We start from the raw sequence: 20,831 nt of genomic DNA on the forward strand, positions 1-20,831 counted from the left end.
ACAGGTCCAGATACAACGACCCGACGTCGTACTCGGTCACCGTCACCCCAGCCCCACTCTCACACAGCCCCACTCTCACACGCCAGTACATCCGGCGCTGAGTGTAGACCCCGGCTGGGTTACAGCGCCTGCAGTGTCAGCGGCGGCCCGGGATCAGGTGACAGGGGGACGTTCTCGCGCTGCATCAGCCAGCCCGCGATGTTGTGGAACAGCGGGGCGGCCGACGTTCCCGGAGACCCGTCGGCGGCGTGATGCGGGTTGTCCATCATGATGCCGATGACATAACGCGGATCGTCGGTGGTGGCCATGCCGGCGAAGGTGATCCAGTACACGTCGTCGAAGTAGCAGCCGCACCCGGGGTTGATCTGTTGCGCGGTACCGGTTTTGCCGGAGATCTGGTAGCCGTCGACCGCCGCCGCCGGCCCGGTGCCTTGCTGGTAACCCATCGGGTCACGTTGCACGACCGCCCGCAACATGTTGCGGACGGTCTGGGCGGTCTGCGCCGAAACTACCCGAACCCCTTGCGGAGGCGGCTCTTCGGTGCGGGTGCCATCCGGTGCGGCGATAGCCTTGATGACGCGCGGCGGTATCCGCACCCCGTCGTTGGCGATGGTCTGGTACATGCCCGCCATCTGCAGCAGTGTCATCGAAAGGCCCTGGCCGATAGGCAGGTTCGAGAAGGTGCTACCCGACCACTGATCGATCGGCGGCACCAGACCCGCGCTTTCGCCGGGCAGGCCGACACCGGTGCGCTGACCCAGCCCGAACCTGCGGAGCATGTCGAACCAGCGCTCGGGGCCGACCCGCTGGGCCAACATCAACGTGCCGACGTTGGAGGATTTGCCGAAAACCCCGGTGGTGGTGTATGGCATCACCCCGTGGTTCCAGGCGTCGTGCACGGTGACCCCGCCCATGTCGATCGAGCCCGGCACCTGCAGCACCTCGTCGGGGTTGGACAGCTCGTACTCGATCACCGACGACGCGGTGATGATCTTGTTCACCGAGCCGGGCTCGAACGGCGACGACACCGCGAGGTTGCCCATCTGCCGGTCGCCCTGCCGTCCGATGTCCTGCGATGGGTCGAAGGTGTTGTCGTTGGACATGGCCAGCACTTCACCGGTTTTCGCGTCCAGCACGACGGCCGACACGTTGCGCGCCCCGGACAGATTCTTGGCCTGCTGCACCTGCTGCTGGACATAGAACTGGACGTCGTCGTCGATGGTGAGTTGGACCGTCGAGCCGTTGACCGCCCTGTGCCGGTTGCGGTAGCTGCCGGGGATCACCACGCCGTCGGAGCCGCGGTCGTAGGTGATCGAGCCGTCGGTCCCGGCCAGCGCGGCGTCCAGCGAATCCTCCAGACCCAGCAGCCCGTGACCGTCCCAGTCGATGCCGCCGACCAGGTTGGCTGCCAGCGACCCGCCGGGGTACTGGCGCAGGTCTTGGCGTTCGGCGCCGACTTCGGGATATTTCCTGGTGATCGTGCTGGCGACGTCCGGGTCGACGGCGCGGGCCAGGTAGACGAACGTCTCGTCGCTGCGCACTTTCTTCAAGACGGTCGCGGTGTCCGGCTTGTTGTTGAGACGGGCCGAGACCTCCGCGGCGATATCGCGTAACCGCTGTTGCGGGTCGGGGGCGTTGGCGTCCTTCTTTCTGGCCTCGGCTAGCTGCTCGCGAATCTTGCGCGGCTGGAAGGTCAGCGCGCGGGCCTCGATCGTGAAGGCCAGCTGGTCGTTGTTGCGGTCGACGATGCTGCCGCGCACCGCCTTGTCGACGTCGGTGACCTTCAACTGCCCCGCGGCCTCGGCGCGCAGGCCCGACGCGTGGGGCACCTGCAGATAGAACAGCTGCGCGGCCGCCACCAGCAGCGCCACGAAGATCACGGCGTTACCGGCTCGATGCCGGAAGACGAACGATGCGCCGCGCATCCCGACGTCCACCGCCTGGCGGGTGCGACGGTCGCGCGCCGAATGACCCTGCCGGGCCGCATTTGCCGCGACCGGAGCCTGGGCCTTCCCGCGCTTCTTGAGCCGGCGGGAGCCGTCGGGTGCGACGGATCGCGCTGGCGAGCGCACGTTGTCGCCGCCGCGCACCGAATGCGGTGAGCGGGGTGCCGGCCGGCCCGCGCGACTCATCGCGGTCCGCCCGGGCTGGTGGCGGTCAGCGGTCCGAACTGCTCGCCGACGATGGGCGTTCCGGCCGTGGGAGGTGTCACTCCGGCGCCGACGGGTGGAGCCGGAATCGTTTGTGGTACAGCCTGGTTCAGTGCGCCTGGCAGTAGGGGCCCGACGATCGGCGTCGGCGCGCCGGACGGCGTCTGCGGCAGCACGGGCACCGGCGGTACTCCGGGGCCGGGCAGCCGCTGGGTGCCCAGCGTGGCGGCGCCGTCGGGAGTGCGGATCATGACTTGCGGTCCGCCCCGTCGCGGAACGCCCGGTGCGCCGGGGTCCGGGGACACCCGTACCGGCACTTCCACCGGATTGGTGGCCGGGTTGGCGGGTGGTGCCGGCTTCACGTCGGGCAGCTTGGTGTTCAGCGGCGGCGGCGGAACTCCCTCCGCCGGCTTGGGCGCGCCCACGACCACCCAGGTGCCCCCCGGGTCTTGGATCAGGTGGGCGGTGTCGCGGGAGGGGATCATCCCCAGGCCGCGGGCCGCCTCGGCCAACGCGGGTGCGGCCTGTGCTTCCAGCACGTCGCGTTCCAGCGCCTCCTTGCGCTGCTGCAACAACTGATTCCGCTCACGGGCGCTGCCCAGCTGGTAGGAGCGTTCGGCGGAGTCGGTGGACAGCCACAGGGTGAGACCCAGACCGGCCCCCAGTGAGCCGATGACCAGCACCACGAACGGCACCTTGGCGGCCAGGGTGCGCGGTCGCAGGTCGATCGACGCCAGGCTCTGCAGCAGGCGCTCCCGCAACGGCGGCCGGACAACTTTGGGCGCCTTGGCTTTACGAGCCTTCGCACGAGCCTTGGCCTGGCTGGCGTTCTTCGGCGGGGCCAGCCGCTGCGCCGGGCGGGGGATCGGCGCGGTCTGGGGTGCCGAGCGCGACGGTCGTGGCTCACGAGCCGGTGCCGACGCCTTACCGGCGCCCGGCCGGGCGCGGCGCGCCGGGCCCGAGTCGGCCGGCCGGCGGCCGGTCGTGCGGGCCGGATCGTCGTCCCTGCGCCGGCGATCCCCGCCGCGACGCGGCGGCGCCTCGCGCTTGGCTTTCATGACTCACCCCTTCCCGGTGACAGCCGCCCCGCTCTGACTCGTCGCACAGCGCGCAGCCGCACCGCGGCGCTGCGCGGGTTCCCGGCGATCTCGGTGTCGCCGGCGCGTTCGGCACCGCGGGTCAACAACGCGAATCGCGGCCGGTATTGCGGGAGTTCGACCGGCAGGCCGGCCGGGGTGCGGTCGGCGGTGGCGGCGGTGAACACCTGCTTGACGATGCGGTCCTCCAGCGACTGGTAGGCGAGCACCACGACGCGGCCGTCGACAGTCACAGCGTCCAGCGCGGCGGGCATTGCGGCGCTGAGCGAGTCGAGCTCGCCGTTGACGGCAATGCGCAGGGCCTGGAAGGTACGTTTGGCGGGATGGCCGCCGGTGCGCCGGGCCGGCGCCGGAATCGCTTGGTAGACAAGCTCCACCAGCTCACCAGTCGAGGTGAGCGGCGTGTGCGCGCGACGGCGGACGATGTGGGCGGCGATGCGCTGCGCGAACCGCTCCTCGCCGTACCGGCGCAGGATGTCGGCGAGCGCGGCCTGGTCGTAGGTGTTGACGATGTCGGCGGCGGTCAGCGCGGACGCGGGGTCCATCCGCATGTCCAGCGGCGCGTCCTGCGCGTAGGAGAAGCCCCGCTCGCCGCGGTCGAGCTGCATCGACGCGACACCGACGTCGAAAAGGATCCCGTCCACGGATTCCGTTGTGGCGTAACCGTATTCCGATAGCACGTCGGCGATTTCGTCATAGCGGGCCGCGACCAGCGTGACCCGGCCGGCGAAGCGGGCCAACCGGTCCCGGGTGATGTCCAACGCGGTCGAATCGCGGTCGATGCCGATCAGCCGCAGCCCCGGCAGCCCGGCCAGGAAGCGCTCCGCGTGCCCGCCGGCGCCCACGGTGGCGTCAACAAGCACCGCCCCGCTCCCGTCGGGACGGTGCCGGGTCAGTGCCGGGGTGAGCAGCGTCGCGCAACGCTCCACCAGGACCGGCAGGTGGCCGAAATCGCCTGTCGCGTGTGGCATGTCAGGCACGTCAGGTACGTCAGGCACGTCACGACCCTCCCGACGGGTAACGAGCCGCCGCGCCCCTGCACCCTGGTCCCTGTCCGAGAGCGCGAACCTGGCGTCGGGGAAGTACGTCAGGGTCGGTTCGGGCAGAGGCCACGGTGCACGGGCGTGCGCCTCAGATGATGTCGCCGAGTGCTTCATCGCTGGCCGCGGAGAAGTTCTCTTCATGGGTCTGCTGGTAGGTCTGCCAGGCCTGCGCATCCCAAATCTCGAGGTAGTCGACGGACCCGATCACCACGCAGTCTTTGGTCAGGTTGGCGTAGCGGCGGTGGTCGGTCGACAACGTGATGCGGCCCTGGGCGTCGGGATGTTGCTCGTCGGTGCCGGCGGCCAGGTTGCGCAGGAAAGCACGGGCCTGCGGGTTGCTCCGGGACACCCCGCCGGCCCGCCGCGCGAGTTGCTCGAACTCGGCGCGGGGGTAGACGGCCAGGCTGTGGTCTTGGCTCTTGGTGACCATCAACCCTCCTGCCAGCGCGTCACGGAACTTGGCGGGCAACGTCAGCCGCCCCTTGTCGTCGAGCTTGGGCGTGTAGGTGCCCAGAAACATCCGGCCACCTCCCCGCCACAGCGCGGAGTCTTCACCCCGCCCGCCAACGACTTCCGCCACAATACCCCACGATCCCCCACTTTGCTCCACTTTCTGCCGTCAAAGCGTGTCCCCGACCCCCGGGTGCACGCGCGACCCACCACGTAGCCGGGGACACATCGTCATCGCACCGCACATGCCCAGCTCAGAGCGGCTCGACGAGCGGGGAAACCGCGGTGGGGCGCGGTGGGGCGCAAGGGTTACAAACCGGCATCAGCCCGGCTTCATCCCGGCATAGCACCCCGGAATAGCACAAGGGGCAGCCGTGGCTGCCCCTTGTTTCGTGCGAACGCTACCCGTCGAAGCGGCGGCGGAACCGGTCCTCCATCCGACTGGTGAAGGAACCACCGGCACCCTTGGCTCGCCGCTGACGCCCCGCGGTGGATCCGGGATTCTCCCGCCCTCCAGACATCAGCGGACCGGTGATGGCGAAGACCACGCCGCCGAACATCACCACAAACCCGAGCACCGACACGATCGGAAAGGTCCCGATCATTGTGGCCTTGAACGCCACACCGGAAACCAACATGGCCAGCCCGAGCACGAACAGCGCCGCGCCCTGCAGACGCCGCCGCGCACTCGGCGCGCGCAACCCCCCGCCGCGGACACTGGAGGCGAATTTCGGGTCTTCGGCGTACAGGGCGCTCTCGATCTGCTCGAGCATCCGCTGCTCATGATCGGAGAGTGGCATTCGCGCCTCCTTGCCGAAAGGCCGTCACGTGACTACCGACAGCACGTGCATGCCCGATGCATCTACCCAAATGATACGAGGTGAGTCTGCGCCGTACCAGCGGTTCGCATGCTGATTGTAGTCGGGCTCGATGTGCGTTGGGCATGCGGCGTCGCCGCCTCGATAATGGCCGTGACACGTTCACCGGACGACCACGGGGACTCAGCGAATTGGCGATCTTGCTCGTCGACCTGGCGCCGCACGACATGCGGCGCCGCCTGGGCGACGCCCTGGGCGTCTACGTCGACGCCATGAGCTACACGCCCGGCACCGAAAATCAGCGCGCCGCCATGTGGCTGGAACACACCCAGCGGCGCGGCTGGCAGGCGGTGGCCGCCGTCGAATCCGACAGCCAGGGCGGCGTAGTGCCGCCGGCCGCCGACCTGAGCGCTGCGCCCATGCTCGGCGTGGCCTACGGCTACTGTGGCGCCCCCGACCAGTGGTGGCAGCAGCAGGTGGTGTTGGGACTGCAACGCGGCGGATACCTGGGACCGGAGATCACCAGGCTGATGGCCAGCTACTTCGAACTGACCGAGTTGCACATCCACCCGCGGGCGCAGGGCCGCGGCCTGGGCGAGGCGTTGGCCCGCCGACTGCTCGCCGGGCGCGACGAGGCCAACGTGCTGCTCTCCACCCCGGAGATCACCGGCGAGGCCAACCGGGCGTGGCGGCTGTACCGGCGACTGGGCTTCATCGACATCATCCGCGGCTATCACTTCGCCGGCGACCCGCGGGCATTCGCGATCCTCGGGCGCCGGCTGCCGCTGTGACGGCACGCGCGCCACGCGGCGTCGGCACCGCCGGAGCGGCCGTCTGGCACGATGACCTGGTGCGCGTCAGCAACCTCCGGCTCGTCACCCGGCAGGACCGTGCTCGTCGACGGCACCGCCTCGCGGCGCTGGCACTGCTGGCTCTGGCGATACCCATGCTCGCGGGCTGCGTCCGGATCAAGGCGTCGATCACCATCTCCCCGGACGACTTGGTGTCCGGGCAGCTCATCGCCGCAGCCAAGCCGCGCAACGCCAAGGATCCCGGGCCGCAGCTGGACCCCAACGTCCCGTTCAGCCAGAAGGTGGCGATCTCCAAGTACGACAGCGACGGCTACGTGGGATCGCAGGCGTTGTTCTCCGACCTGACCTTCGCCGAGCTGCCGCAGCTGGCGAACATGAATCCCGACGCGCAGGGCGTCAACCTGTCGCTGCGCCGGGCCGGTGACCTGGTGATCCTGGAGGGCCGCGCGGATTTGACCTCGCTGACCGACCCCGACGCCGACGTCGAGTTGACCGTGTCCTTCCCGGGCGTAGTGACCTCGACGAACGGTGACCGCATCGACTCGGAGATGGTGCAGTGGAAGCTCAAGCCGGGCGTCGTCAGCACCATGACCGCGCAAGCCCGCTACACCGACCCCAGCGCCCGATCCTTCCGCAATGCCGCTGTACGGCTTAGTCTTTCGTCGCTCGTGGTGGCCGCGGCAGTGGCGGCCCTGGCCTACTACGGCCGGGATCGATCACCCCGGTTCGCCGAACGCGATCACCAGCCGCCGGCCTGAGCTTGGGCCGCAAGATCGTCAACATTTCGGTCCGGCTGGCCCGCCCGCAGCGTCGAACTCTCCTGCACCTGCCCAGCCACCGTTCCCGCCGCCGGACCAGCTGCCGAAAGGCCGCACCGGAGCAACGAGGAAAGCTGGGCAGGCCTGCAGATACACCACGTCCGCGCGCCGAAATCAAGATCAAACCAGCCGGCCTCATCTCGCGCCAGCCCGTCGGTGGATTCAGGTCCGTCGGTGGATTCAGGTCCGTCGGTGGATTCAGGTTCAGTCACATCAGCACCAGGAGCTGACCATGACATGCTGCCGCGAAGTGATATCGCATACGCCATCAAGTTGGCGAAGGTACTAATCCCCGGCCCAGCGACAGGAGAGGCGCATGAGGTGCGTGAGGTGCGTGAGGTTAGCTCACCCGGCTGGCCGCTGCAGCGGATCCGCGTTGATCTAAGCCGTCGGAGACCAGTAGTCGAGCATCGCCGCGAAGGTCTCGAACGCCGGCTTGGACAGGCCGTAGGTCGCCTCGAGGTGGATGCTGAGCGGATAGCCGAGGCCGACGACACCGTCGACCACCCGCTTGTAGAGGTCGAGCAACAGAGCGCGCTTGTGTGCGGGCTCGCTGCCGGCCAGCGTCGTGACGAACGCCTGCTCGTCGGCAACCGCGGCGTTTCCCGGGTCCTGGATGAGCCAGTTGATGAAACCCACCCGGCTCTCGACCTTCGGCACGAAGCCGAACGACAGCAAGATCTCGGGCCGATGCTCGGTGCTCTTGGCGAACTCGGCCAGAAAACCGACGATGGCGTCGGAATACAGCAGCTGGGTCTGAGCGAAGGTCGCGCCCTGGTCGCACTTGAAGTTGAAACGACCGGCCTCCTCGGCCCGGGTGGGGATGAGGATCACGCCGCGGTTGTCCACCACCTGGCGAAAAATCGACAACGCGTCGGTCGGCGCCACACCGCTGCCCTCGCCGTCTCTCATGGTGCGCGGCACGCCGACGAACACGACGCCCTCGATACCGGCAGCGGTCAGGTCGGTGAGCCGCTGCCGCAGCGCAGGCTCGTCCATGAACGCGGTGACCTGGCTGCACAGCGCGTTCACCCCGGGCAGCTCCGGCGTGATGGTCGACCAGAAGTCCAGCACGTCCATTTTCGGCTTCATCTCGACGGGCCGGTCCTCTTCCTCGGCGATGATCCCCGGGATCATCACGTGCCCGATACGACCGTCGATCCCGGACTCCGCGGCGAACTGAACCACTTTGCGGGCGTCGTCGATTGCCTGCCGCGAACCACGATCGATGTTCGGCGGGACGAACTCGAGCGCGACGGTGCTGAAGGTCACCAGGCTGCTCCTCTTCGGACGTCGTGGTTTCCTGCCGCGCCGGACCCGGCCGCGTTGCGCCGCCAGGGCACCCCGGATCGCGGAAAAGCCGGCTGGTGGGCGGCGGCCGCCACCGGACAGCATAGGTGCGGGATCGTCAGGCTGGCGAAGCAACTGGAGCGGTGGCGCGGGACATAGACTAACCGCCCGGGGCAGCGATCGTGGAAAGGAGCGTCGCGCTGAGCGTCGAAACTGCGGCAACTGTCGAGTTTGCCGATTCCGTCACCGAGCAGTTGCGCGGCTACCTGCACACCCGCCGCGGCAGCGCCGCCCACATCGGCAGCGACTACGACGCCCTGATCGCCGGCCTGGAAGAGTTCGTGCTCGGCGGCGGCAAGCGGCTGCGGCCCGCGTTCGCCTACTGGGGCTGGCGCGCGGTGGCAGGCCGGGACGCCGGCGCTCCGTCGCTGCTGTTCGGGGCGCTGGAGTTGCTGCACGCCGCCGCCCTGCTGCACGACGACGTGATCGACGGCTCGGCGACCCGCCGCGGCCGGCCCACCGCCCACATCACCTGGGCAGCGCTGCACCGCGGCCGGCGGTGGCGCGGCTCGGCCGAGCAGTTCGGCATATCGGCCGCGATCCTGCTCGGCGACCTGGCACTGGCCTGGGCCGACGACATCGTCGCGGGCGCCGCTCTCCCCCCCGATGCCCGCGGCCGGGTCCAGCAGGTGTGGGCCGACATCCGCACCGAGGTGCTCGGCGGCCAGTTCCTCGACATCGTCGCCGAGGCCAGCGCCACCGAGTCGGTCGACGCGGCGATGGCCGTGAGCACCTACAAGACCGCGTCGTACACGGTGGCGCGGCCGCTGCAGTTCGGGGCCGCGGCCGCCGCGGACCGGCCCGACGTGCACACCCTGTTCGGTGAACTCGGCAACGACCTGGGGGTGGCGTTCCAACTGCGCGACGACGTGCTGGGCGTGTTCGGCGACCCCGCGGTGACCGGCAAGCCCTGCGGTGACGACCTGCGGTGCGGCAAGCGCACCGTGCTGCTGGCCGAGGCGGTGGCCCTCGCCGACACGTCGAATCCGGCTGCCGCCAACCTGTTACGGGCCTCGATCGGCACCGACTTGACCGACACCGAGGTGCGCGACCTGTGCGGCGTGATCGAGGAGGTGGGCGCGCTGGCCGCGGTCGAGGACCGCATCCAGCGGCTCACCGGACGGGTCCTGGCCGCGCTGGACGCCGCCCCGATCACCCCGGCGGCCAAGCTGGGGCTGGCCGAGTTGGCCGTGCTGGCCGCCCACCGGTCGGCCTGACCGGGATGTGCACACCGGCGGCCGGGCCAACCGCTGGCAGTACAGCCGTTGTGCCACAACGCTTTTCCTGGCACCTGGCCCGGCACTTTTCCCGACTCCGGGAGTTCGCGACGACGTCCGCGGGCAGGCCCGCGCTGCTGGGCTTGCTGGGCGCGGCGCTGATCGGCGTGGGCGGACTGGGCGCGGGCAGCACGAAACCGCACGATCCCCTGCTGGAGTCACTGCATCTGTCCTGGCTGCGCTTCGGCCACGGCCTGGTGCTGTCCTCGGTGGTGTTGTGGTGCGGGGTGGCGGTGATGCTGATCGCCTGGCTGGCACTGGGCCGCCGTGTCGTCGCCCGCGAGGCCGACGAGTACACCATGGTGGCCACCACGGGCTTCTGGCTTGCGCCGCTTCTGCTTTCGGTTCCCGTCTTCAGTCGTGACACCTACTCCTACCTGGCGCAGGGCGCGCTGCTGCGCGACGGCTTGGACCCGTACGCGGTCGGCCCGGTGGAAAATCCCAACCCGCTGCTGGACAACGTCAGCCCGATCTGGACCGTCACCACCGCGCCGTACGGCCCGGCGTTCATCCTGGTCGCCAAGCTCGTCACGATGCTCGTCGGCAACCACGTGATCGCCGGAACGATGCTGCTGCGTCTGTGCATGCTGCCCGGACTGGCATTGTTGACCTGGGCCGCACCTCGAATGGCGCGCCATCTCGGCGCCGACGGACCGACCGCCCTGTGGATCTGCGTGCTCAACCCGCTGGTCATCATCCACCTGATGGGTGGCGTGCACAACGAGATGCTGATGGTGGGACTCATGACCGCCGGTATCGCGCTGACCTTCCAGCATCGCCACGTCGCGGGCATCACCGCGGTCGCGGTCGCGGTCGCGGTCAAGGCGACAGCCGGGATCGCGCTGCCGTTCCTGGTGTGGGCCTGGACGAACCACCTGCGCGAACGGCGGGGATACCGGCCGCCGGTGGCGTTCGGGGCCGCCGCTGCGGCTTCCGCGCTGATCGTCGTCGCGGTGTTCGCGGTGCTGTCCGCGGTGGCCCGGGTCGGCCTGGGCTGGTTGACCGCCCTGGCCGGTTCGGTGAAGATCATCAACTGGCTCACCGTGCCGACCGCGACGGCCAACCTCGTGCACGCCATCGGCGGATGGTTCGTCGAGGTCAACTTCTACGCGGTGCTGCACGTCACGCGGGCCGCGGGCATCGTGATCATCGCCGTCGCGCTGCCGCTGCTGTGGTGGCGATTCCGCCACGACGACCGCGACGTCCTGACCGGCATCGCGTGGGCGATGCTGGTGGTGGTGCTGTTCGTGCCCGCCGCACTGCCGTGGTACTACAGCTGGCCGCTGGCGGTGGTCTCCGCGCTCGCGCAGTCACGTCCGGCCCTCGCGACGATCGCCGGCTTCTCCACCTGGATCATGGTCATCTTCAAACCCGACGGGGCGCACGGCATGTATTCGTGGGTGCACGTCGCGATCGCGACAACCTGCGCGCTGATCGCGTGGCACACGCTCTACCGGGCGCCGCAGCGCTACGGCACCGCCACAAAAAGCCTCGGCGCCTGACAAGCCCGGAATCTGCTCCCTGCTGGATTTCCATGGGCAGCCTGCTTGCGGAGAATAGGCAGCTTCTTCCGGCGCCCTGGGCATCGACTGTGCGCCCTGGGCATCGACTGTGCGCCCTGGGCATCGACTGTGCGCCTGCGGCGGAAATTCGGTCCCAGCCGCGCCGTACACGCACACTCAAGGCCGCCGGCGCACAGTCGATGCCGGTAGTGGTCGGGCTGACCCCCGCCTCGGCGACCGACGGGAGCTGACACGGCGCGGTCCACAGATGCGCCGATGCATTCGGCGCGATCCGAGTCGAACGCCCCGCTGTCGGAGTCTTCGGCTGCCTGTTGGCGACTGACCGCGGGTGCGGGGGCGCCGTGGACACCGGGGGATCAGGGCGTGGTGCAGAACAGCGCAGCACGTCGCAGTATTCCGATTACCTTGCACCGCAATATATTCGCGCCCCACGCCGATGAAGCTGGGGGATAGACCGCCAGCGACGCACCCTATTCGCAAGCGGGTGGCTTCGCAACACCTGACCTGAGCCGTCCCGGTAAGCCGTCTCAGTAAGCCATTGCCTGCGCGCGCCGCAGCACCTCGCGCGCCTGGTGGGCGTGCAGCGCGTCGACCGGGCGGGCGTTGTCGATCGCCTCACGCGTTCCGTCCCGCGTCACGGTGAGCGACGGGTCCGGGGTGAACAGCCAGTGCACGATCTCGGTCTCCTGGTAGCCGCCGTCGCGCAGCAGCCTCAGCAGCCCCGGCAGGCTCTTGACCACCTCACCCGCCCCGGTGAAGAAGACCTGCGGCACCACCACGTCGCCGGCGCGCCGGATCGCGACCAGGTGGCCTTCGCGCAGCTGCTGCTGCACCTTGGTGACCGGGACGCCGAGCAGCGCGGCGACGTCGGACAGCCGGTAGGTGGGTTCGTCGGGCCCCAGGATGTCCTCGCCTGCGGGAATGCTGCTCATCGCGCCCAGTGTAGAGCTGATTCGGCCGCGCGGAACGCAGGTTTTCCCAGCCGATCCGCCTGTGCCACCTACGATTGCCCCGTGAGTGGAGCCGGGCCCCGGGACTGCCTCACCGGCACGTTGCTGGACGGGCGGTACCGGGTGCACGCCGAGATCGCCACCGGCGGGACGTCGACGGTGTACCGCGGCCTCGACGTCCGGCTGGACCGACCGGTCGCGCTCAAGGTGATGGACGCCCGGTACGCGGCTGACCAGCAGTTCTTGTCCCGGTTTGCGCTGGAGGCCCGGGCGGTCGCCCGCCTGAAGGACCCCGGGCTGGTCGCGGTCTACGACCAGGGCACCGATGGCCGGCGGCCGTATCTGGTGATGGAGCTCGTCGAGGGCGGCACGCTGCGCGAGCTGCTGGCCGAACGTGGTCCGATGCCGCCGCATGCCGTCGCCGCGGTGCTGCGGCCGGTGCTGGGCGGGCTGGCCGCCGCGCACCGCGCCGGGCTGGTGCATCGCGACGTCAAACCCGAGAATGTACTGATTTCCGACGGCGGCGAGGTCAAGATCGTCGACTTCGGGTTGGTGCGTGCCGTCGCAGCAGCCGGAACCACCTCTGCCGGCGTCATTCTCGGCACTGCCGCCTACCTGTCCCCCGAACAGGTCCGCGACGGCGACACCACCCCGCGCAGCGACGTGTACGGCGTGGGGATCCTGGCCTTCGAGCTGTTGACCGGCCAGACCCCGTTTTGCGGCGACTCGGCGCTGTCGGTCGCCTACCAGCGTCTGGACAACGACGTGCCACCGCCCAGCACGGTGATCGACGGGGTTCCCCGCCGACTCGACCAGCTGGTGGCGTGTGCGACGGCACGCAACCCCGCCGACCGCTACGCCGACGCGCTGCAGATGGGACTCGAGCTGGACGCGATCGCCGACGAGCTCGCGCTGCCGGACTTCCGAGTGCCGGCACCGCGCAACTCCGCCCTGCATCGATCCGCCGCGCGGCCCGACGCGCCGCACCACCCCACCCGGCAGCTGACTCGCAGCTGGATAACCGACCCTGAGAACCAAACAGATTGTGGTGCAGGCGAATTCGCTGGAATACAAATGAGCGACTTCGCGCTCGCCCGCCAACACGCCCGGCGCATGGTGCTGATCTGGATAGCGGTCGTGCTCAGCGTCACCGGTCTGGTCGCGGGCGTGGCGTGGACGATCGGCAGCAATCTGGCCGGCCTCCTGCCAGCGCTGTGAGCGCGCAGCCGGTGTTCAGTCGCGCAGCATCTCGGCGACCAGGAACGCCAGCTCCAGCGACTGCTGAGTGTTCAGCCGCGGGTCACATGCCGTCTCGTAGCGGCCCGCCAGGTCGGTGTCGGAGATGTCCTGCGCGCCACCGAGGCACTCGGTGACGTTCTCCCCGGTGATCTCGACGTGGATGCCGCCCGGGTAGGTGCCCAGCGCGCGGTGCACCTCGAAGAAACCCTGGACCTCGTCGACGATGCGGTCGAAGTGCCGGGTCTTGTACCCGGTGGACGACTCGTGGGTGTTGCCGTGCATGGGGTCGCACTGCCAGATCACCCGGTGACCGGTGGCCTGAACCTTCTCGATGATCGGCGGCAGCAGGTCACGGACCTTGTTGTTGCCCATCCTGCTCACCAGTGTCAACCGGCCGGGCTTGTTGTGCGGGTCGAGCCGCTCGACGTATTCGACGGCCTGCTCCGGGGTGGTCGTCGGTCCGATCTTCACGCCGATCGGGTTGGCGATGATCTCGGCGAATGCGACGTGGGCGCCGTCGAGTTGGCGGGTCCGGTCACCGATCCACAGGTAGTGCGCCGACAGGTTGTACAGTTGCGGCTCCCCGTCCGCGCCGTCGGACAACCGCAGCAGCGACCGCTCGTAGTCGAGCACCAGCGCCTCGTGGCTGGCGTAGATCTCGGCGGTCTGCAGGTTGCGGTCGGCCACCCCGCAGGCACTCATGAACTTCAGGCCCCGGTCGATCTCCGATGCGATCGCCTCGTAGCGGGCGCCGGCCGGCGACGTGCGGACGAACTCCCGGTTCCAGTCGTGCACCAGGTGCAGCGACGCCAGGCCCGACGACGTCAGCGCCCGCACCAGGTTCATCGCCGCGCCGGCGTTGGCGTAGGCCCGCACCAGCCGCGACGGGTCGTGCTCACGCGCTGCGGCGTCCGGCACGAAGCCGTTGATCATGTCGCCGCGGTAGGAGCGCAGGCCCAGCGCGTCGACGTCGGCCGAGCGGGGCTTGGCGTACTGCCCGGCGATGCGGGCCACCTTGACCACCGGAACGCTGGCACCGTAGGTCAGCACCACCGCCATCTGCAACAGGGCGCGGATGTTGCCCCGGATGTGGGGTTCGGTGTTGTCGGCGAACGTCTCGGCGCAGTCACCGCCCTGCAGCAGGAAGGCCTCGCCGCGAGCGACCTGGGCCAGCATGTCCTGCAGCCGCACGATCTCGGCGGGCACCGTCACCGGCGGCACAGCCTCCAGCAAAGTCCGCACCGGCGCAACCTGGTCCTCCGACCAGTCCGGCTGCTGAGTGGCCGGCTTGGCCAACGCGGCGTCCAACCGGGCACGCAGCTGCGGCGGCAGCGGCGGCAGCGACGGGAGCTGCTCGATCGGCACGTCGACGGTCCAGTTCACCCGTCCATGGTAACCGGGCGCTCCAGCCCGCTGACCAGGGCAAGTCCAGCGCTAACGGTCGGGCGCCGCCTCGTTGATCAGCCGGAACCGGCGCAGCTGGTCGCGGGCGTCGACCAGCGCGTCGTGGGCGTCCGGCGGACGGCGCGGCATCCGGGGGCGTCCACGGTCCTCCCAGAGCTGGCGCAGCTCGCGGGTGAACCGGGGCAGCGCCGCGGGCAGCCCCGTCATCGGCCCCCACAACTGGCACAGCGCCACGTGATCGTAGGCGGCGACCCACGCCCACAGCTCGACCGGCTCACCGCTGTCGATTCCGAAGAACGCCTCCAGGTCGGCCCGGATCGCCGCGCGCGAGCGCCACAGCGGCGACGCCGGGGGCGGCAGTTTGGGCAGCACGTGGGCGCGCACCCACCTGCCGGCCCGCTGCGCATCGAATTCGGTTGACACCGCGTAGTATTCGCGGCCATCCTCGGCGGCCACGCCGATCGAGATCAGGTCGATGGTACGGCCGTCCTCGATGAACTCGGTGTCGTAGAAATACCGCATCTCGCCCTAACCGGGTCGCCTACCCGACACCGCCGGGCACCAGGGCGTGTGCGGCGCCGTCGGGCGGGGGCGCGGCATGCACCTCGCGGTCGAGCTGCGCGTCGACGGCCCGCTCGTCGGGAAGGCCCGGCGTACCGGCGATCGCGCGCTGCAGCCACATCTTGGCCTGCACCACCGGGCGGCGCAGCCGGCGCTCCCGCTGCAGGGCCCGCCGCATCTTCTCCGGCTGGGTGTTGTAGCGCCACCGGGCCCACGGGGCATGCGGTCGGGACAGCCGGATCGCCCCGACCGCCAGCAGCACGACGAAGAACATGCCGATCAACCCCGTCCAGACCTTGCCCTTGAGCAACACCACCACCGCCAGCGGCGGTGTCAGCACCATGCCGGCGATCACCGCGGCGCGCAGCACCCCCGAATGGGTGGTGTCGTGCCACAGGGCGATGAAGAACATCAGCGGGTGCAGGCCCAACACCAGCAGCCCGCCCACCGCGACCGCGGCGAAGACCGCGTCCACCGACGACCGGCCGTCTTCTTCCCAGTACACGTCGGACAGGTGCAGGATCAACGCGTACTCGTCGAGCACCAGCGCCGCCCCGACGCCGAAAGCTATCGCGGCGGCGACGAATTGGGGTTCGTGTCCCGTCACGGACAAGGCGACCAGCGTGACGCCGGAGATCATCACCAGGACGACACCGACCACGACGTGGTGGATGTGCACCGATCCGATGTGGACGTTGCGCGGCTCCCACCACCTGGGCGGCACGTCATTGTCGGCGTGGCTGCGGATGTAGCGCACACAGGTGCGCGTCACGAAGAAGGTCAGGATGAACGCCAGCAGGCAGCACAGCAGCGGCAGTCGGCCGCGGGCGATGATGTCCTCTTGCAACCAGCGGAGCACGGTAGAAACCTACGCTGAGTTCCCACCCGCCGCCCGTTGCGACGCCGCGCGGCGCCCGGTCACCGATACGCTGGTGTCCGATATGACTGGATGGCGGTCGCCCGGGTCGGGCAGCGGGCGCGGACGGGCCGACACATGGCGCGCCGTCGCGGGATGTGCGGTCGCGATCGCGGCGCTGTGCTATCCGGCCTGGCGGCTGTTCGGGCACACCCCGTACCGCATCGACATCGACGTGTACCGGATGGGCGGTCAGGCGTGGCTGGACGGCCACCCGCTCTACACCGGCGGCGCGCTGTTTCACACCCCGATCGGGCTGGACCTGCCGTTCACCTATCCCCCGCTGGCGGCCATCGTGTTCTGCCCGTTCGCCTGGCTGGGATTGCCGGCGGCCAGCGTGGTGATCACGTTGATCACGCTGGTGCTGCTGGTCGTCTCGACGACGATCGTGATGACCCGGCTACAGGTGTGGAACGACAGCCGGACGGCCCCCGGGCCGGCCTGGCTGCGGCGGTGGTGGCTGGCCACCGTCACCGTGGCGGCGGCGACGACCTGGCTGGAGCCCATCACGTCGAACTTCGCGTTCGGGCAGTTCAACGTCGTGCTGATGACGCTGGTGATCGCCGACTGCGTGCCGCGCCGCACCCCGTGGCCGCGCGGGCTGCTGCTGGGACTGGGGATCGCGCTCAAACTCACCCCGGCGGTGTTTCTGCTGTATTTCCTGCTGGCCCGCGAGCGCCGCGCCGCGCTGACCGCGATGGCGTCGTTCGCCGTCGCGACGCTGGCCGGTTTCGTGCTGGCCTGGCGCGACTCCTGGGAGTACTGGACCGGCACGGTGCGCCACACCGACCGGATCGGCTCGGCGGCGTTGAACACCAACCAGAACGTCGCGGGTCTGCTGGCCCGGCTGGGTCTCGGCGAAGCTGACCGTTTCCTGCTGTGGGTAACCGGCTGCCTGCTCGTGCTGGCGCTGACGGTATGGGCGGCGCGACGGGTGCTGGGTGCCGGCGAGCCGGTCCCGGCGGTGGTCTGCGTTGCGCTGTTCGGGTTGGTGGTGTCGCCGGTGTCCTGGTCGCATCACTGGGTGTGGATGCTGCCGGCGGTGCTGGTGACCGGCGTGCTGGCCTGGCGGCGGCGGGATGCGGGCCTGGCCGCGGTCAGCGCGGCCGGGGTGGCGTTGACGGTGTGGACGCCCATCGACGTGCTGCCTAAGCACCACGAGGCGGCGGCGGCCTGGTGGCGGCAGGTCGCCGGGGCGTCCTACGTGTGGTGGGCACTGGCGACCATCGCAACCGCCGGGGCCGTCGTCGCCGCCCGCCCGGCGGCGCGTGCGCCGGCCGCACCCGAACCGGCGCCGGTGTCGGCCCTCGGCTGACGACGACGACGGCGCCGCGCAGCCGCGACCCCGTCCCGCTACCCGGCCGCGGTTTCCGGGATCCTCGCCGCTTCGCCGGCCGACGGCGCCGCACCGTCGCCGTTCTTGACGCTGGCCGCGTAGATGTCGACGTACTCCTGACCGGACAGCCGCATCAGCTCGTAGATCACCTCGTCGGTGACGGCCCGCTCGATGAAACGGTTGCCGGCCAGCCCGTCGAACCGGGCGAAGTCCATCGGCTTGCCGAACCGGACGGTGACCCGGCCGAACCGCCACATCCTGCTGCCGGGCGGGTTGACCGTGTTGGTGCCGATCATCGCCACCGGGATCACCGGCACTCCGGTGTGCAGCGCCAGCCGGGCCAACCCGGTCTTGCCCTTGTACAGCCGTCCGTCGGGTGAGCGGGTGCCCTCGGGATACATGCCCAGCAACCGGCCGTCGCCCAGTAGCCACTCGGCGGTCTCCAGCGCGGCGTGCGCCGCATCCGAGTCGGAGCGGTCGATCGGCACCTGCCCGGTGGCGCTGTAGAACCAGCGGATGAACCGACCCTTCAGGCCGGTGCCGGTGAAGTACTCCCGCTTCGCCAGGAACGTGATGCGGCGACGCAGCACCAGCGGCAGGTAGAAGCTGTCCGCCACCGCCAGGTGATTGCTGGCCAGAATGGCCGGACCCGACTGCGGGATGTTTTCCAGCCCTTCAGTTCTCGGCCGGCCGAGCAGAGCGAGCAACGGGCCCATGAAGACGTACTTGCAAAGCCAGTACCACATAGCCCTCCCTCTCGTCCGCACCCGACAGTGACCTGGCCAACTGTACCGACCGAGCCTGCACTCGACCACAGCAAAAATGAGGGCGTGCAGCACAGCGTGCCGGGCTGCGGCGCGCTCACTCCTCCACGGTCACCGTGATCTGCTGATACCGGCTCGTGGCGACGGGATCGGCCGGCGGCTCGGCGGCCGCGCCGGGGGCGGGTGGGCCGTCCGGCGGCGGCGACTCGACGTCGTCGACGATTGCCCGGATCACCGCCAACAGCCCGACGCTGTGCTCGGCGACGACGGTCAGCAGCGGGTGCTGCTCGCCGGCAGCCAGCGCGGCCAACGCACAAACCGGGCACCACACCTGCTGGCAGCTGCCGACGGCGGCGGCGCCGGAGGACGCTCGCGACGCCGTCGCACGCACCGCGGGGTCGACCGCGTCGAGAATCGTGAGCACGAGTTTGCGCAATTCGGGTCCGATGTCGGGGTGCCCAGCAGTCAACGCGGCCACACCCCCGGATCGGGTCGAAAACGCACGGTCAGCTCACTACCTCGAAGATGCGCGTCGGCGACCGTACACCTCCGCAGGACCGACGCCAACCGGACCCGGCGCCGCACGCCTCCGACGCCGATGATCAAGTCGTCGTCGACCCGGCCGAGGGTCAGCGCGCCGGAGTCGATCTGCGACAACTCTAGCCGCAGGCGGTAGACCGCGTGCAGACCAGATCCCGACTCCAGGTCGACGACCGGACGCAACGGCCCCGGCGGCGGCGATCCGCCTCGGCGCCGGGCGCTGTCGAGCAGTTCGCCCAGCGCCTTGGGGCCGATCGGCTCGCCCGCGACATGCGGCGTCAGCACCGTCGCCACGTCGCCGATGGCGGCCTCGAGTTCGGCGAGCACCGCCCGCTGCTCGCCGATGCGTTCGGCGTACCAGTCGAAGGCCGGATGTTCGGGCAGGTTCCGATACTCGAATGAATCGTCCTGCACCAGAACCTGGTTGACGATCAACTCGTCGACGCGCACACCCATCAACGCCAGCGAGCCCAGTGTTCGGATCGCCTCGGCGGCCACCACCCGTTCGGCGGTCAGAACCAGGTGCGCACCGACGGCCGCGTCGTCGGTCAGCAGCGCGGACAGTCGCTCGACGCCGGCGCTGATGCGTTCGAGCAGTGCCACCACCGCCGTCGAGCGGGAGTCCTCGGCGGCCGCGGAAAGCCGGCGATGCCGCGGCCACGCCCGCTCGACGTACAGCGCGAAGGTGGCCGGCAGGGTCAACATGCGCAACGCGTCGGCGGTGGAGGCGCAGTCGACGACGATGTGATCCCACCGCCCGGAGTCGGCCAACTCGGCAACCTCATGCAGGCCGAGGACTTCCTGCACGCCGGGCAGCGCCGAAAGCTCCTCGGGCGCAACGCTGTCCAACTCGGACTCGGGAAATCGCCCGCCAAGCATGTCGACCACGCCGCGCCAGCGCACCTCCAGCAGCGCCAGCGTGTCTATCGCCAGTGCGTCCAGGAAGCCGCCGGCGTCGGCCCCCCGGGCTCCGCTCCCCCCGGCTTCGGTCGCCCCGGTGTCGAGCTCGGCCAGCACCCGCACCGGCTCCCGCCGGCCGGTCGGCGGGACCGCGACGCCCAGCACGTCACCCAGCGAGTGCGCCTGGTCGGTGGAGACCACCAGCACCCGCCGCGACGCCCGGGCGTCGCGCACAGCGGTGGCCGCGGCGAGCGTGGACTTGCCCACCCCGCCCTTGCCGACGAAGAGACTGATGCGGGTCCGGGCTGGTGATGCCGGCGTCACTCAGCCTCGACTCGTTTCTTCAGGTCCTTCAACGCGGTGTCGGTCAGCCGGCGCTCGGCCTTGCGCTTGAGCAACCCGATGATCGGGATGGCGAGGTCGACTGTGAGCTCGTAGGTGACGTCGGTGCCAGAACCCTTGGACGACAACAGGTATGCGCCGTCGAGTGACCTCAGCAACGAGCTGGAGACCAACGACCAGCGCACCGATCGGCGGTCCCGCGGCCAGGTGTAGGACAGCACCATGGTGTCCTTGAGGACGGTGGCGTCCAGCACCAACCGCGCAACCTTCGGATAACCGGCGGCGTCGGCCTCGAGGACCTCGGCGGCGGTGTACTCCGACACCCACTCGGGGTAGGACCCGATGTCGGCGATCACCTTCATCACGGTGTCGGGGTCCGCGTCGATGTGGATCGTCTGCGCCGTCTTTTCTGCCACCTGGCTGCTTCCCCTTCCCCGCGCACGGGTGCCACCCCCCGTCTCTCGGGGTCACACGGTACTCCGGATCGCGTTCTGGGGAATCGCGGACCGGGGGATCGCGGACCGGGGGATCGCGGACCGGG

Annotated in this window: 20 protein-coding genes; 6 read left to right on the forward strand and 14 right to left on the reverse strand. The window is 69.8% G+C overall.

What is annotated here, in order from left to right; all coding sequences use genetic code 11:
• Positions 1-119: 119 nt before the first annotated feature.
• The 5 genes from ABDW21_RS07925 to ABDW21_RS07945 form a co-directional block, all read right to left on the reverse strand.
• On the reverse strand, positions 120-2,132 hold the full coding sequence (locus tag ABDW21_RS07925) for a penicillin-binding protein 2 (protein ID WP_343710276.1): 2,013 nt from the start codon (positions 2,130-2,132) through the stop codon (positions 120-122).
• Complete coding sequence (locus ABDW21_RS07930) at positions 2,129-3,208, reverse strand: hypothetical protein (RefSeq protein ID WP_343710277.1); 1,080 nt, start codon at positions 3,206-3,208, stop codon at positions 2,129-2,131. Before ABDW21_RS07930 ends, ABDW21_RS07925 begins: the two co-directional genes overlap by 4 nt.
• Positions 3,205-4,218: a 16S rRNA (cytosine(1402)-N(4))-methyltransferase RsmH gene (rsmH, locus tag ABDW21_RS07935; RefSeq protein ID WP_343710278.1), complete on the reverse strand. Its 1,014-nt coding sequence runs from the start codon at positions 4,216-4,218 to the stop codon at positions 3,205-3,207. Before rsmH ends, ABDW21_RS07930 begins: the two co-directional genes overlap by 4 nt.
• Before the next feature lie 160 nt (positions 4,219-4,378).
• Positions 4,379-4,810 carry a division/cell wall cluster transcriptional repressor MraZ gene (gene mraZ, locus ABDW21_RS07940; RefSeq protein ID WP_343600963.1) on the reverse strand — a complete coding sequence of 144 codons (432 nt, stop codon included), beginning with the start codon at positions 4,808-4,810 and terminating at the stop codon, positions 4,379-4,381.
• Between the two features lie 331 nt (positions 4,811-5,141).
• A complete protein-coding gene (locus tag ABDW21_RS07945) occupies positions 5,142-5,540 on the reverse strand; it encodes a DUF3040 domain-containing protein (protein WP_343600955.1) in 399 nt (132 codons plus the stop codon).
• A gap of 209 nt (positions 5,541-5,749) precedes the next feature.
• On the opposite strand from ABDW21_RS07945, the gene ABDW21_RS07950 reads away from it, so the two are divergent.
• Together ABDW21_RS07950 and ABDW21_RS07955 are read left to right on the forward strand one after the other, a co-directional pair.
• Positions 5,750-6,349 (forward strand): GNAT family N-acetyltransferase, encoded by a 600-nt coding sequence (locus ABDW21_RS07950; protein WP_343710279.1) that lies wholly within the window; start codon positions 5,750-5,752, stop codon positions 6,347-6,349.
• 155 nt (positions 6,350-6,504) lie between these two features.
• The gene (locus ABDW21_RS07955; RefSeq protein ID WP_343600962.1) at positions 6,505-7,128 is read left to right on the forward strand and encodes a DUF3153 domain-containing protein; all 624 of its coding nucleotides are present in this window, start codon (positions 6,505-6,507) and stop codon (positions 7,126-7,128) included.
• 441 nt (positions 7,129-7,569) lie between these two features.
• Here the strand turns inward: ABDW21_RS07955 and ABDW21_RS07960 are convergent, their stop codons facing one another.
• On the reverse strand, positions 7,570-8,460 hold the full coding sequence (locus ABDW21_RS07960; protein ID WP_343710280.1) for a mycobacterial-type methylenetetrahydrofolate reductase: 891 nt from the start codon (positions 8,458-8,460) through the stop codon (positions 7,570-7,572).
• 197 nt (positions 8,461-8,657) lie between these two features.
• On the opposite strand from ABDW21_RS07960, the gene idsA2 reads away from it, so the two are divergent.
• Both idsA2 and ABDW21_RS07970 read left to right on the forward strand, forming a co-directional pair.
• Complete coding sequence (gene idsA2, locus ABDW21_RS07965; protein ID WP_343710282.1) at positions 8,658-9,755, forward strand: bifunctional (2E,6E)-farnesyl/geranyl diphosphate synthase; 1,098 nt, start codon at positions 8,658-8,660, stop codon at positions 9,753-9,755.
• Positions 9,756-9,760: 5 nt separating this feature from the next.
• The gene (locus tag ABDW21_RS07970) at positions 9,761-11,317 is read left to right on the forward strand and encodes an alpha-(1->6)-mannopyranosyltransferase A (protein ID WP_343600952.1); all 1,557 of its coding nucleotides are present in this window, start codon (positions 9,761-9,763) and stop codon (positions 11,315-11,317) included.
• 548 nt (positions 11,318-11,865) lie between these two features.
• Here ABDW21_RS07970 and ABDW21_RS07975 read toward each other — a convergent pair.
• Positions 11,866-12,270 (reverse strand): Rv2175c family DNA-binding protein, encoded by a 405-nt coding sequence (locus ABDW21_RS07975; RefSeq protein ID WP_343600951.1) that lies wholly within the window; start codon positions 12,268-12,270, stop codon positions 11,866-11,868.
• An 81-nt stretch (positions 12,271-12,351) separates the two neighbouring features.
• Here ABDW21_RS07975 and ABDW21_RS07980 point away from each other — a divergent pair, with 81 nt between their 5' ends.
• Positions 12,352-13,506, forward strand: coding sequence for a protein kinase (locus tag ABDW21_RS07980; protein WP_343600950.1), 1,155 nt, complete (start codon positions 12,352-12,354; stop codon positions 13,504-13,506).
• A gap of 15 nt (positions 13,507-13,521) precedes the next feature.
• Here ABDW21_RS07980 and ABDW21_RS07985 read toward each other — a convergent pair whose 3' ends face one another.
• From ABDW21_RS07985 to ABDW21_RS07995, 3 genes are read right to left on the reverse strand one after another with little or no spacing between them, the layout of a single operon-like run.
• Positions 13,522-14,910 carry a 3-deoxy-7-phosphoheptulonate synthase class II gene (locus tag ABDW21_RS07985; RefSeq protein ID WP_343600949.1) on the reverse strand — a complete coding sequence of 463 codons (1,389 nt, stop codon included), beginning with the start codon at positions 14,908-14,910 and terminating at the stop codon, positions 13,522-13,524.
• 51 nt (positions 14,911-14,961) lie between these two features.
• Positions 14,962-15,453 carry a polyadenylate-specific 3'-exoribonuclease AS gene (locus ABDW21_RS07990; RefSeq protein WP_343600948.1) on the reverse strand — a complete coding sequence of 164 codons (492 nt, stop codon included), beginning with the start codon at positions 15,451-15,453 and terminating at the stop codon, positions 14,962-14,964.
• Positions 15,454-15,472: 19 nt separating this feature from the next.
• Positions 15,473-16,351 carry a hypothetical protein gene (locus ABDW21_RS07995; RefSeq protein WP_343600947.1) on the reverse strand — a complete coding sequence of 293 codons (879 nt, stop codon included), beginning with the start codon at positions 16,349-16,351 and terminating at the stop codon, positions 15,473-15,475.
• 82 nt (positions 16,352-16,433) lie between these two features.
• On the opposite strand from ABDW21_RS07995, the gene ABDW21_RS08000 reads away from it, so the two are divergent.
• Complete coding sequence (locus ABDW21_RS08000) at positions 16,434-17,723, forward strand: glycosyltransferase 87 family protein (protein ID WP_343600946.1); 1,290 nt, start codon at positions 16,434-16,436, stop codon at positions 17,721-17,723.
• A gap of 38 nt (positions 17,724-17,761) precedes the next feature.
• Here ABDW21_RS08000 and ABDW21_RS08005 read toward each other — a convergent pair whose 3' ends face one another.
• The 4 genes from ABDW21_RS08005 to ABDW21_RS08020 form a co-directional block, all read right to left on the reverse strand.
• Entirely contained in the window at positions 17,762-18,490 is a 729-nt protein-coding gene (locus tag ABDW21_RS08005; protein ID WP_343600945.1) for a lysophospholipid acyltransferase family protein, read from the reverse strand.
• A gap of 115 nt (positions 18,491-18,605) precedes the next feature.
• The gene (locus tag ABDW21_RS08010; protein ID WP_343600944.1) at positions 18,606-18,977 is read right to left on the reverse strand and encodes a hypothetical protein; all 372 of its coding nucleotides are present in this window, start codon (positions 18,975-18,977) and stop codon (positions 18,606-18,608) included.
• The gene (locus ABDW21_RS08015) at positions 18,974-20,272 is read right to left on the reverse strand and encodes an ArsA-related P-loop ATPase (RefSeq protein ID WP_343600943.1); all 1,299 of its coding nucleotides are present in this window, start codon (positions 20,270-20,272) and stop codon (positions 18,974-18,976) included. The genes ABDW21_RS08010 and ABDW21_RS08015 overlap by 4 nt, the downstream gene beginning before the upstream one ends.
• The gene (locus tag ABDW21_RS08020) at positions 20,269-20,706 is read right to left on the reverse strand and encodes an SRPBCC family protein (protein ID WP_343600942.1); all 438 of its coding nucleotides are present in this window, start codon (positions 20,704-20,706) and stop codon (positions 20,269-20,271) included. Before ABDW21_RS08020 ends, ABDW21_RS08015 begins: the two co-directional genes overlap by 4 nt.
• Positions 20,707-20,831: the final 125 nt, after the last annotated feature.

This window comes from Mycobacterium sp. (assembly GCF_039583805.1).
Classification (GTDB): domain Bacteria; phylum Actinomycetota; class Actinomycetes; order Mycobacteriales; family Mycobacteriaceae; genus Mycobacterium.